Origin of the sequence: Streptomyces sp. TLI_55 (genome assembly GCF_900206255.1) — a bacterium.
In the GTDB taxonomy this organism is placed as follows: Bacteria; Actinomycetota; Actinomycetes; order Streptomycetales; family Streptomycetaceae; genus Streptomyces; species Streptomyces aquilus.
Genome location: NZ_OAOJ01000001.1, coordinates 1,720,581 through 1,732,376, shown reverse-complemented (window position 1 = coordinate 1,732,376; position 11,796 = coordinate 1,720,581). Strand labels below are relative to the sequence as shown.

The following is an 11,796-nucleotide window of genomic DNA, read 5'->3' as shown; positions in this document are numbered from 1 at the left end:
CCTGCGAGGATCCCGGCATGAACGACCTCGCCACCGGCTACGAGATCTCCACGGACCCCGACCGCGTCGACGCCGAGCGGGTGCACCGCTGGCTGTCCGAGGACGCCTACTGGGCACTCGGCCGGTCCCGGGAGAAGCAGGACCGGGCCATCGCCGGGTCGCTGAACTTCGGGGTGTACGACATCGCCTCGGGGGAGCAGGTGGCGTACGCCCGGGTGATCACCGACCGGGCCACCTTCGGGTGGCTGTGCGATGTGTACGTCGACCCGTCCGTGCGCGGGAAGGGGATCGGGACCTCGCTGGTCGAGGCGGTGCGCGAGCACCTGCGGGAGTACGGGCTGCGGCGCATCCTGCTCGCCACCCACGACGCGCACGGCGTCTACGAGAAGGCCGGGTTCGCGCCGCTTGCCCAGCCGGACCGGTGGATGGCGTATCTGTACTAGGGCCTACCAGGGCCCATCGTTTCAGGTGACTTGTCCGGCCCGTCCCGACCTCGTTGTGAGGGTTTACCGACCCTGCGTAACTCCCGGGTAACGCCCCTTGACCTGCGCACTTTCTCCACTCACCATCACCGCATGGCACTCCGGGTCACATTCGTCGCCGCCGCCCGCAGCTCCCCGCTGCTCGCGGAGCGGTTCGAGGACGACCGGCCCCTCGATCAGGCCGGCTGGGGCGAGGTGCAGCGCTCCGCGCAGGAGCTGCTGCCCCTGTCCGCGGCCGAGCTGCGCTACTGCTCGCCGACCCCGCGCAGCCGCGCCACCGGTGACGCCCTCGGCTACGCCCCGCTCGTGCAACTGGCGCTGCGGGACTGTGACATGGGCCGCTGGCGCGGGCTGACGCTGGGCGAGGCGATGGCGCGGGAGCCGGAGGCGGTGGACGCCTGGCTCGCCGACCCGAGCGGCGTCCCGCACGGCGGCGAGTCGCTGTTGTCGTTCATCACGCGCGTGGGTGGCTGGCTCGACACCCGGCCGGTGGGGGACGGCGGCCGGATCGTCGCCGTCGCCGAACCCTCGGTGGTCCGGGCGGCGTTGGTGTACGCCCTGAAGGCGCCCCCGTCGACGTACTGGAACATCGACGTCCGCCCCCTGTCGACCACCACCCTCACCGGCCACGCCGGCCGCTGGAACCTGCGCTTCGACGCAGCGGCGTCCGCTCAGTCCTCGCGGACGTAGTCGCTTCGGCTCTCCCGGACGTGGGCGGTTCAGCCTTCGCGGATGTAGTCCGTGGTCAGCACCAGGTCCTTCGCGGGGCCGCCCACCCGCCACACCGTCCGCCATTGGTCCGCGTCCAGGACGCTGAACTCGCCGCGGTAGAGGTCCGCCGAGCAGGGGTGATCGGCGACATGCCGGCCGGTCGTCAGGTCCAGGTCGTGGAAGGGCCGGCCGTCGGCGAAGCGGACGTCCGCCGTGCCCGGCCGCCCGCCCGGCAGGAACCGCAGCGTCCGCTCGGCTGGGCGCGGGACGCCGAGCCAGGTGAAGGTGCCCGACTCGTGGTGCAGGAGCCCGTCCTCCTCCCACGGGCCGAAAACCGTCGTACCGGAGAACGTGCCCGCCTCCCCGCTCGCCAGATCCCGCACGGTCCGCTCCGCCCGCCAGCTCCCGGCCAGAAAGGTCAGCACGTCCGGTACCGGCCAGAACTCGCCCATCGGTCCCTCCCTTTCGACACTTTCGGTACCGCGCGACCCGTTGACGCTCTTCGATCTCTCTCCCTATCTTGCCGTTCGAATTGCTGATCAACGTCTGATATCTCGAACGACTCGCACATGCCTTGCACGACTCCCCCCGTCGAGCCGCGGAGTATTCATGTCACGCACCCGCTGGAGATACGGCATCGCCGCCACCGCCCTCCTGGCGGCGGCCGGCCTCATCCCCACCCCCGCCCCCGCCCATGCCGAGGACGCCACCGACTACACCCTCACCGTCGACCCCACTGCCAAGGGCGCGCGGATCGACGACACGATGTACGGCGTCTTCTTCGAGGACATCAACCGGGCCGCCGACGGCGGTCTGTACGCCGAGCTCGTGCAGAACCGGTCCTTCGAGTACTCCACCGACGACAACACGTCGTACACGCCCCTCACCTCCTGGACGGTCGACGGCACCGGCCGGGTCGTCGACGACGCCGGCCGCCTCAACGCCCGCAACCGCGACTACCTCTCCCTGGGCGCCGGTTCGTCCGTCACGAACGCGGGCTACAACACCGGCATCAACGTCGAGAAGGGCAAGCGGTACGACTTCTCGGTGTGGGCCCGCGCCGCGGCCGGCACGACCCTCACGGTCACTCTCCAGGACGCCGACGGCAGCCTCGCGACCGCCCGCCGGGTGGACGTGACGAAGCGCGGCTGGGCCAAGTACAAGGCGACGTTCACGGCGACCCGTACCAGCAGCGCAGGGCGTCTCACCGTCGGCTCCGCCGCCGCGGCCGCGCTCGACATGGTGTCCCTCTTCCCGCGCGACACCTACCGCAACGAGCCCAACGGCCTGCGCAAGGACCTCGCCGAGAAGATCGAGGCCCTGCACCCCGGTTTCGTCCGCTTCCCCGGCGGCTGCCTGGTCAACACCGGCTCCATGGAGGACTACAGCGAGGCCTCCGGCTACCAGCGCAAGCGGTCCTATCAGTGGAAGGACACCGTCGGCCCGGTCGAGGAGCGCGCCACCAACTCCAACTTCTGGGGCTACAACCAGAGTTACGGCCTCGGCTACTACGAGTACTTCCGCCTGGCCGAGGACATCGGCGCCATGCCGCTGCCCGTCGTCCCCGCCCTGATGACCGGCTGCGGCCAGGACAAGGCCGTCGACGACGAGGCGCTGCTGCGGCGGCACATCCAGGACACCCTGGACCTCATCGAGTTCGCCAACGGCCCGGTGACGAGCGAGTGGGGCGGCAAGCGCGCCCGGATGGGCCACCCCAAGCCCTTCCACCTCACGCACATCGAGGTCGGCAACGAGGAGACCCTCCCCGAGGCGTTCTTCGCCCGGTTCAAGGAGTTCCGCGCCGCCATCGAGGCGAAGTACCCCGGCATCACGGTCATCTCCAACTCCGGCCCGGACGACGCCGGTACGACCTTCGACACGGCGTGGCGGCTCAACAAGGACGCCAAGGTCGACATGGTCGACGAGCACTACTACAACAGCACGCAGTGGTTCCTGCAGAACAACGACCGCTACGACTCCTACGACAGGAACGGCCCCAAGGTCTTCCTCGGTGAATACGCCTCGTGGGGCAACGCGTTCAAGAACGGTCTCGCCGAGGCGGCCTACATGACCGGCCTGGAGCGCAACGCGGACGTCGTCAAACTCGCCTCGTACGCCCCGCTGTTCGCCAACGAGGACTACGTCCAGTGGCAGCCGGACCTCATCTGGTTCAACAACCACGCGGCCTGGAACTCGGCCAACTACGAGGTCCAGAAGCTGTTCATGAACAACGTCGGCGACCGTGTCGTCCCGTCGACCGCCACCGGCACCCCCGCGCTCACCGGCCCGATCACCGGCGCCGTCGGCCTGTCCACCTGGGCGACCACCGCGGCCTACGACGACGTCCGGGTCACGGGCGTCGACGGCACCTCCCTGCTCAGCGACGACTTCTCCGGTGACGCCTCGCAGTGGACGCACACCGGCGGCGGCAGCTGGAGCATCCAGGACGGTCAGTACGTGCAGACCGACGTCGCCGCCGAGAACACCATGGTGTCGGCAGGCGACCCGAACTGGCACGACTACGACCTCAAGGTGAAGGCCACCAAGAAGTCCGGCAAGGAAGGCTTCCTCGTCGCCTTCGGCGTGAAGGACACCGGCAACTACTACTGGTGGAACCTCGGCGGCTGGAACAACACCCAGTCCGCCGTCGAACAGGCCGTGGACGGCGGCAAGTCCACGCTGATCTCCAAGCCCGGCACGATCGAGACGGGCCGCACCTACGACATCGACGTCAAGGTGCGCGGCCGGAAGGTCACCCTGTACCTCGACGGCCAGGAATGGGGCGGCTTCACCGACGACAAGCCGGCCGAGCCGTTCCGCCAGGTCGTCACCCGGGACGACAAGACAGGTGATCTGATCGTCAAGGTCGTCAACGCCCAGGCCGCCGCGGCCCGTACGGCGATCGACCTCGGCGGCGCGAAGGTCGCCTCCAAGGCGCGGGTCACCACGCTGACGGCCGACGCCAACGCGGTGAACACCGAGACCGAGACGCCGGTCGCACCGGTGCGGTCCACGTTCGACGGGGTCGCCGGCGAGTTCACGTACACCTTCCCGGCGAACTCCGTCACGTTCCTGCGGATCAAGCGGAAGTAGGCGGGTTCTCCCGGGTCGTGGGCTGCTGCTGGTCGACCGGCAGCAGCCCACGCTCGTCGAAGACCTTCTTCGCGACGAACGTGGCGTTCAGGGCACGCGGGAAGCCGCAGTAGCCGGCGGAGTGCAGCAGCGCCTCGACGATCTGCTGGGGCGTCAGCCCCACGTTCAGCGCCGCGTTGATGTGCACCTCCAGCTGCGGCTCGCAGCCGCCGAGGGCGGTGAGCATGCCCAGCGTCACCAACTGGCGGTCCCTGGGCTGGAGTTCGGGACGGGAGTAGATCTCGCCGAAGCCCCAGGCGACGATCTGGTGGCCCATCTCCGGGTTGATGTCGGCGAGCGAGTCGATGACCCGCTGCCCGATCTCGCCGTCGACGCTCCGCAGCACCTTCAGGCCCTGCGCGAAACGCTCCTCACGGGTGGTGCTGCCGCTCATGTCGTACCCTCCATTAACCTTCGAATAAGCTGGAATTCATTCCACCACTTTCGGTGACGGCACAACCGGTCGTATTCCCCCTCTGTCTAAAAGGTCGCAGTGAATTGCTGCGAATGGACGCACGGGGATGAACCCCCGGACGGGGGGCCGGAATTGCACGGTGGAATGACCAGAACTCGACGAGCCGCGGCCGGGCTCGCGGCGCTGATCACCGTCATCGTCTTCTGCGCCGCCGACGCCGTCGCCCGCAGCTACCCCTTCGGCCCCCGCACCCGCACCGTCAACGACCTCGGCAACCAGTACGTGCCCTTCCACGCCCACCTGTGGGACCTGCTGCACGGCCGCGCCGACGGCGGCCTCCTCGTCAACTGGCAGTCCGGGTACGGCAGCAGCTTCCTGCCCGACCTCGGCACCTACCTCACCAGCCCCTTAGCCCTGCTCGTGGCGGTGTTCCCGCGGGACGAGATCGACCTCGCGGTGTATGCGATCACCGTCCTGAAGGTCGCGTGCGCCGCGGCCGCCATGGCCTGGCTGCTGCTCGCGCTGCGCCCCGGGCGCTGGTGGGCGGCGGGGCTGCTGGGAGCGTCGTACGCCCTGTGCGGGTGGACCGTGGCGGCGGCCGTCTACAACCTCATGTGGCTCGACGGCCTCATCGCGCTGCCGCTGCTGTGCCTGGCAGGCGAATGGATTCTGCACCGGAGGCGACCGCTCCTCGGTGTGCTGGTCGTGGCGGCGGCCTGGATCGCCAACTTCTACACGGCGTACATGGCCACCCTCGCCGCCGGTCTCGTCCTGCTCCTGAGGCTGGCCCTGTCCGGTCTTCCGGCGCGCCGGAAGGCGGCGGTGGCGGGCCGCGCCGCACTGACCGTGGCCCTCGGCGTCGGCCTGGCCGCACCCCTCGTGACGGTGATCTACTTCGGCACCCAACACGCCTCACCCGGCCGGTTCACCGAGTTCAAACCGGTGGGCGCCGAGGATCTGCTGGCCCGGCTGCTGCCGACGACGTACAGCTTCGGCTCCCCGGCGCTCTTCGTCGGCACCACGGCCCTGCTGCTCGCCCTCGCCCTGCCCTTCCACCGGGCGGCCCCCCGGCAGGTGCGCGCCGGATGGACGCTGCTGGTGGCCGGGGTGACGCTGTCGATGCAGTGGGACCCGACCCATCTGCTCTGGCACGCCTTCGCCGCCCCGCAGGGCAGCCCGTACCGGCAGGCCTTCGTGGTGTGCGCCCTGCTGGTGATGGCCGCCTGGCACACGCTCTCGTACGGTGTGCCCGCGCCGCGGGCGCTGGGCGCGGCCACCGGTGTCCTCGCCCTGATCGTGGCCGTCGCCGCGGGCAGCGATCTGGTGCGGCAGATCGCCTGGCCGGTGCTGCTCCTGGCCACGGCGGGCGCGCTGGGCGGGCTGACGCTGCTGGGCATCGCGAGCGGGACGGGTGACTGGAGGCCTCTCGGTGACCGGGCCCGGCGCCTGCTCCCCGCACGTGACCGGCGTCTTCCCGCCGGAGCCCGCCGTACCGCGCCCGTCGCGCTCGCCGTCGTGCTGCTTCTCGGTGCCCAGTTCGGCGAGACCGTCGCCACCTCCGCCGTGGCCTCCCGGCTGCGGCTCGCGCACCTGGACGACTACGCCCCCTGGGGCGACCGGCAGCAGCGGCAGGCCGAGGCGATCGCGCAGGCCGACGCCTGGCCCCGCTACCGCACCGACCCGGGTCGCGAGCAGACCGTCGCCAACGACCCGATGCTCGTCGGCGGCCAGGGCGCCCAGTACTACAGCAGTCACACCTCCGACGTGCTCTTCCGTACGCTCACCGCCCTCGGCGGCGGCTGGACCTCGGGCGGCCGCAGCCTCCAGAGCCTGGACAACGCCGTCACGGACGTGATCTTCTCCGTCGGCGCCCGGGTGCACTCACCGCCGGACCCGCACCAGAGCCCGTATCCCGAGCCCGAGGGCCGGGTGACCGTCTCCCGCCAGGACGTGCCGCCCCTGGTGACCGTACGGCCCACGGCCGCCGCGGCGCCTGCCTTCGGGCCGTCGCCGTACCGCAACCAGGAGCTTCTGCTCGGCGCCCGCGTCTACACCGTGCCCCGGCTCGACGTGAGCGCCGAGGCCGTCGGCGCCCGGTGCCCGGCGGGCAGCGAGGTGTACCTCTGGGCCCCGCGCTTCGAGGGCACGGCCCAGCTGGCCGGTGCCTCGGGACCGGCCGCCCGCTTCCGGTCCGACGCGAGCAAGCGCGCCGCCATGCAGCCGCTCGGTACGGTCCCGCCGTCCGGGCGGCTGACCATCGCGCTGTCCGCCTACCGCCCGGGCAGGATCCCGGCCGGCGCGGTCGGCTGCCTGGACATCGGCAAGCTGCGCACGGTCGTCCAGCGGCTCAAGACCACCGGTGCCACGAAGGTGACGGTCTCGGACGGCACGATCCGGGCGGAGCTCCCGGCCGGCAGCAAGGGCATCGCATTGGTCGCGGCCCCTCGCATCGCCGGCTGGCGCTGCGCCACCGGAAATTCCGCCGCCGCACCGGCCGGGAATTACCACGGGCTGATCTCCGTGCCTCTCGACGGCACCTCGACCTCGCTCACGTGCACTTTCCGGCCACCTGGCTTGCGGCTGGGCATGACGGTCGGGGGAGTGGCGTTCGGGACCGTCCTGCTGCTCGGGGCCGTGGGCGTGGTGCGACGACGGGGCACCCTTCAACCCATGGCGCGTCCCGCCTCCCGGGGGGACCTCGCCAAGATTGCATAAACGTGCATCGCTGCGTATAGTCATGCCATCCAAGAGGAGGGTGACATGGCGGTACGTGCGGCAGTGGCCGGGGCGAGCGGTTATGCGGGCGGCGAGGTCTTGCGGCTGCTCCTGGCCCACCCCGAGGTCGAGATCGGTGCCCTGACCGGCAACTCCAACGCCGGCCAGCAGCTGGGCGCCCTGCAGCCGCATCTGCTGCCGCTGGCCGGCCGCGTGCTCCAGGAGACCACCCCCGAGGTGCTCGCCGGGCATGACGTCGTGTTCCTCGCGCTGCCCCACGGCCAGTCCGCCGCGGTCGCCGAGCAGCTCGGCCCGGACGTCCTCGTCGTCGACATGGGCGCCGACTTCCGGCTCAAGGACGCCGCCGACTGGGAGAAGTTCTACGGCTCCGCCCACGCCGGGACCTGGCCGTACGGCCTCCCCGAACTTCCGGGTGCCCGCGCCGCGCTGGAGGGGTCCAAGCGCATCGCGGTCCCCGGTTGCTACCCGACCGCCGCCACCCTCGCCCTCTTCCCGGCGTACGCCGCCGGGATCGCCGAGGCCGAGGCCGTGATCGTCGCGGCCTCCGGCACCTCCGGCGCGGGCAAGGCGCCCAAGGCGCATCTGCTGGGCAGCGAGGTCATGGGGTCCATGACGCCGTACGGCGTAGGCGGCGGCCACCGGCACACCCCCGAGATGATCCAGAACTTCAGCGGGGTCGCGGGCGAGCGGATCACCGTCTCCTTCACGCCCACCCTGGCCCCGATGCCCCGCGGCATCCTCGCCACGTGCAGCGCCAAGGCCCGGGCCGGTGTCACCGCCGAGTCCGTCCGCGCCGCCTACGAGAAGGCCTACGCCGACGAGCCCTTCGTGCACCTCCTCCCCGAGGGGCAGTGGCCCGCCACCGCGTCCGTCTACGGTTCCAACGCCGTTCAGGTGCAGGTCGCGTACGACGAGACCGCGGGCCGCATCATCGCGATCAGCGCCATCGACAACCTCACCAAGGGCACCGCGGGCGGTGCCGTACAGAGCATGAACATCGCCCTCGGTCTCGACGAGACCACGGGGCTTTCCACGATCGGAGTCGCACCGTGAGCGTCACGGCAGCCAAGGGATTCCGGGCTGCGGGCATCGCCGCCGGGATCAAGCAGAACGGCAACCCCGACCTGGCCCTCGTGGTCAACGACGGGCCCCGCCGCGCCGCCGCCGGTGTCTTCACCTCCAACCGTGTGAAGGCCGCCCCGGTCCTGTGGTCCGAGCAGGTGCTGAAGAGCGGCGAGTTGACCGCCGTCGTCCTCAACTCCGGTGGCGCCAACGCCTGTACGGGACCGAAGGGCTTCCAGGACACGCACGCGACCGCCGAGAAGGTCGCCGACGTGCTGGGCATCGGCGCCGGCGAGGTGGCGGTCGCGTCCACCGGCCTCATCGGGGTCCTGCTCCCGATGGACAAGCTGCTGCCGGGAGTCGAGAGCGCTGCCGAGGCGCTGAGCGAGCACGGCGGCGAGAAGGCCGCCATCGCCATCAAGACCACCGACACCGTCCACAAGACGTCCGTCGTCACGAAGGACGGCTGGACGGTCGGCGGCATGGCCAAGGGCGCGGGCATGCTCGCCCCCGGCCTCGCCACCATGCTCGTCGTCCTCACCACCGACGCCGACCTCCCGAGCGACGTCCTGGACAAGGCGCTTCGCGCCGCCACGCACACCACCTTCGACCGCGTCGACTCCGACGGCTGCATGTCCACCAACGACACCGTGCTGCTGCTCGCCTCCGGCGCCGCCGAAGTCGCCCCGGCCTACGACGAGTTCGCCGAGGCGGTCCGGCAGGTCTGCGACGACCTCGGACAGCAGCTCATCCGGGACGCCGAGGGCGCCAGCAAGGACATCAAGGTCGAGGTGGTGGGCGCCGCGACCGAGGAGGACGCCGTCGAGGTGGGCCGCTCCATCGCCCGCAACAACCTCCTCAAGTGCGCCATCCACGGCGAGGACCCCAACTGGGGCCGCGTGCTCTCCGCGATCGGCACCACCAAGGCCGCCTTCGAGCCGGACCAGCTGAACGTCGCCATCAACGGCGTCTGGGTGTGCAAGAACGGCGGCGTCGGCGAGGACCGCGACAAGGTCGACATGCGCTACCGCGAGGTGCACATCGTCGCCGACCTCGCCGCGGGCGCCGAGACCGCCACGATCTGGACCAACGACCTCACCGCCGACTACGTCCACGAGAACAGCGCGTACTCCTCATGAGCAATGTGACCCGCAAGCACACCGCGCTGCCCAAGGCGCAGATCCTCATCGAGGCGCTGCCCTGGCTGGTCCGGCACAACGGCAAGACGGTCGTCATCAAGTTCGGCGGCAACGCCATGATCGACGAGGACCTGAAGGCCGCGTTCGCCCAGGACGTCGTCTTCCTGCACCACGCCGGGCTCAAGCCGGTCGTCGTGCACGGCGGCGGCCCGCAGATCAGCGCCGCCCTCGACCAGGCGGGCATCGTCAGCGAGTTCAAGGCCGGCCTCCGCGTCACCACCGAGGACGCCATGGACGTCGTACGGATGGTGCTGGCCGGCCAGGTGCAGCGCGAGCTCGTCGGACTCCTCAACCAGCACGGACCGCTGGCCGTCGGACTGACCGGCGAGGACGCGCACACCATCACCGCCACCAAGCACCAGCCCGAGATCGACGGCGAGTTGGTCGACATCGGGCGGGTGGGCGAGATCACCGCGATCGACACGGGCGCGATCGAGGCACTGCTCGCCGACGGCCGGATCCCGGTCGTCTCGTCGATCGCCCGTAGCCAGGACGACCACCATGTCTACAACGTCAATGCTGATACGGCGGCTGCGGCACTCGCGGCTGCGCTGGGAGCGGAGACTCTCATGGTCCTCACGGACGTCGAGGGTCTCTACGAGGACTGGCCCCACTCCGACGAGGTGATCAGCCGCCTCACCGCTTCCCAACTGGAGAAGCTGCTGCCGGAGTTGAGCTCCGGCATGGTCCCGAAGATGGAGGGCTGTCTGCACGCCGTGCGCAACGGCGTCACCACCGCCCGCGTCATCGACGGCCGGGTCCAGCACTCGATCCTGCTGGAGATCTTCACCGACGAAGGCATTGGCACGATGGTCGTGCCGGACGCGCAAGAGGGGGATGGGGAATGACCGACAATCAGGAGCTCACCCAGCGGTGGCAGGGCTCGCTCATGAACAACTACGGCACCCCCCGCCTCCCCCTCGTCCGCGGTGCCGGCCTCAAGGTCTGGGACACCGAGGGCACGCAGTACTACGACTGGGTCGGCGGCATCGCCACCAACGCGCTCGGCCACGCCCACCCGGCGGTCATCGACGCCGTCACCCGGCAGATCGCGTCCCTCGGCCACATCTCCAACTTCTTCATGGCCGAGCCGACCATCGCCCTCGCCGAACGGCTGCTCCAGCACTTCGGCCGGGACGGCAGGGTCTTCTTCTGCAACTCCGGCGCCGAGGCCAACGAGGCCGCCTTCAAGATCGGCCGGCTGACCGGGCGCGGCCACATGGTGGCCACCCAGGGCGGCTTCCACGGCCGCACGATGGGCGCCCTCGCCCTCACCGGCCAGCCCGCCAAGCAGACCCCGTTCCTGCCGCTGCCGGGTGAGGTCACGCACGTGCCGTACGGCGACGCGCAGGCGCTGGCCGCCGCGGTCACCGAGGACACCGCGCTCGTCGTCATCGAGCCCATCCAGGGCGAGAACGGCGTCGTCGTCCCGCCCGCCGGCTATCTCAAGGCGGCCCGGGCGATCACCGCGGCCAAGGGCGCGCTGCTGGTCCTCGACGAGGTGCAGACCGGCATCGGCCGCACCGGGCACTGGTTCGAGTACCAGGCCCACGAGGGCGTCCTGCCCGACGTCGTCACCCTCGCCAAGCAACTCGGCGGCGGACTGCCCCTCGGCGCCACCGTCGCCTTCGGCCGCGCCGCGGAGCTGCTCCAGCCCGGCCACCACGGCACGACCTTCGGCGGCAACCCGGTCGCCTGCGCCGCCGGACTCGCCGTCCTCGACACCATCGCCGGTGAGGGGCTGCTCGACAACGTGAAGCGGCAGAGCGCCGCGCTGGTCGAGGGAATCGAGTCCCTGGGACACCCGCTGATCGACCACGTCCGGGGCTCCGGGCTCCTCCTGGGTATCGTGCTCACCGAGCCGCTCGCGCCCCAGGTGCAGCAGGCGGCTCAGGACGCCGGTTTCCTGGTGAACGCGCCCGCCCCCGATGTCGTACGGCTCATGCCGCCGCTGAATCTCGGCGACGACGAGGTGGCTGCGCTGCTCCAGGCGCTGCCCGGCGTTCTTGACACGGTGAAGGCGGCGAACGCGGCCGACGGGGACGGATGATCCGGAGAA

At 70.7% G+C, this 11,796-nt stretch carries 10 protein-coding genes; 8 read left to right on the top strand and 2 right to left on the bottom strand.

Translation table 11 applies throughout. The features are described from left to right. The first annotated feature begins 17 nt into the window (after window positions 1-17). The gene (locus tag CRP56_RS08075) at window positions 18-443 is read left to right on the top strand and encodes a GNAT family N-acetyltransferase (protein WP_097261673.1); all 426 of its coding nucleotides are present in this window, start codon (window positions 18-20) and stop codon (window positions 441-443) included. A gap of 132 nt (window positions 444-575) precedes the next feature. Next, window positions 576-1,172, top strand: coding sequence for a histidine phosphatase family protein (locus CRP56_RS08070; protein ID WP_097261670.1), 597 nt, complete (start codon window positions 576-578; stop codon window positions 1,170-1,172). A gap of 29 nt (window positions 1,173-1,201) precedes the next feature. On the opposite strand, the gene CRP56_RS08065 is transcribed toward CRP56_RS08070, so the two are convergent. After that, the gene (locus tag CRP56_RS08065; protein ID WP_097261668.1) at window positions 1,202-1,645 is read right to left on the bottom strand and encodes a DUF6314 family protein; all 444 of its coding nucleotides are present in this window, start codon (window positions 1,643-1,645) and stop codon (window positions 1,202-1,204) included. 157 nt (window positions 1,646-1,802) lie between these two features. Between CRP56_RS08065 and CRP56_RS08060 the strand changes: the two genes are divergently transcribed. Further along, entirely contained in the window at window positions 1,803-4,286 is a 2,484-nt protein-coding gene (locus CRP56_RS08060; protein WP_097261665.1) for an alpha-L-arabinofuranosidase C-terminal domain-containing protein, read from the top strand. Here CRP56_RS08060 and CRP56_RS08055 read toward each other — a convergent pair. Further along, a complete protein-coding gene (locus tag CRP56_RS08055; protein ID WP_097261662.1) occupies window positions 4,273-4,719 on the bottom strand; it encodes a carboxymuconolactone decarboxylase family protein in 447 nt (148 codons plus the stop codon). The genes CRP56_RS08060 and CRP56_RS08055 overlap by 14 nt on opposite strands. Before the next feature lie 165 nt (window positions 4,720-4,884). Between CRP56_RS08055 and CRP56_RS08050 the strand changes: the two genes are divergently transcribed. The 5 genes from CRP56_RS08050 to CRP56_RS08030 are packed head-to-tail and all read left to right on the top strand — an operon-like array spanning window position 4,885 to window position 11,787. Beyond that, a complete protein-coding gene (locus tag CRP56_RS08050; RefSeq protein WP_097261660.1) occupies window positions 4,885-7,455 on the top strand; it encodes a YfhO family protein in 2,571 nt (856 codons plus the stop codon). Window positions 7,456-7,500: 45 nt separating this feature from the next. Continuing rightward, window positions 7,501-8,529, top strand: a complete 1,029-nt coding sequence (gene argC, locus CRP56_RS08045) for an N-acetyl-gamma-glutamyl-phosphate reductase (protein WP_097261657.1) — start codon at window positions 7,501-7,503, stop codon at window positions 8,527-8,529. Next, window positions 8,526-9,677 (top strand): bifunctional glutamate N-acetyltransferase/amino-acid acetyltransferase ArgJ, encoded by a 1,152-nt coding sequence (gene argJ / locus CRP56_RS08040; RefSeq protein WP_097261655.1) that lies wholly within the window; start codon window positions 8,526-8,528, stop codon window positions 9,675-9,677. Before argC ends, argJ begins: the two co-directional genes overlap by 4 nt. After that, window positions 9,674-10,585 carry an acetylglutamate kinase gene (gene argB / locus CRP56_RS08035; RefSeq protein WP_059196462.1) on the top strand — a complete coding sequence of 304 codons (912 nt, stop codon included), beginning with the start codon at window positions 9,674-9,676 and terminating at the stop codon, window positions 10,583-10,585. The genes argJ and argB overlap by 4 nt, the downstream gene beginning before the upstream one ends. Then, window positions 10,582-11,787, top strand: coding sequence for an acetylornithine transaminase (locus CRP56_RS08030; protein WP_097261652.1), 1,206 nt, complete (start codon window positions 10,582-10,584; stop codon window positions 11,785-11,787). Before argB ends, CRP56_RS08030 begins: the two co-directional genes overlap by 4 nt. Window positions 11,788-11,796: the final 9 nt, after the last annotated feature.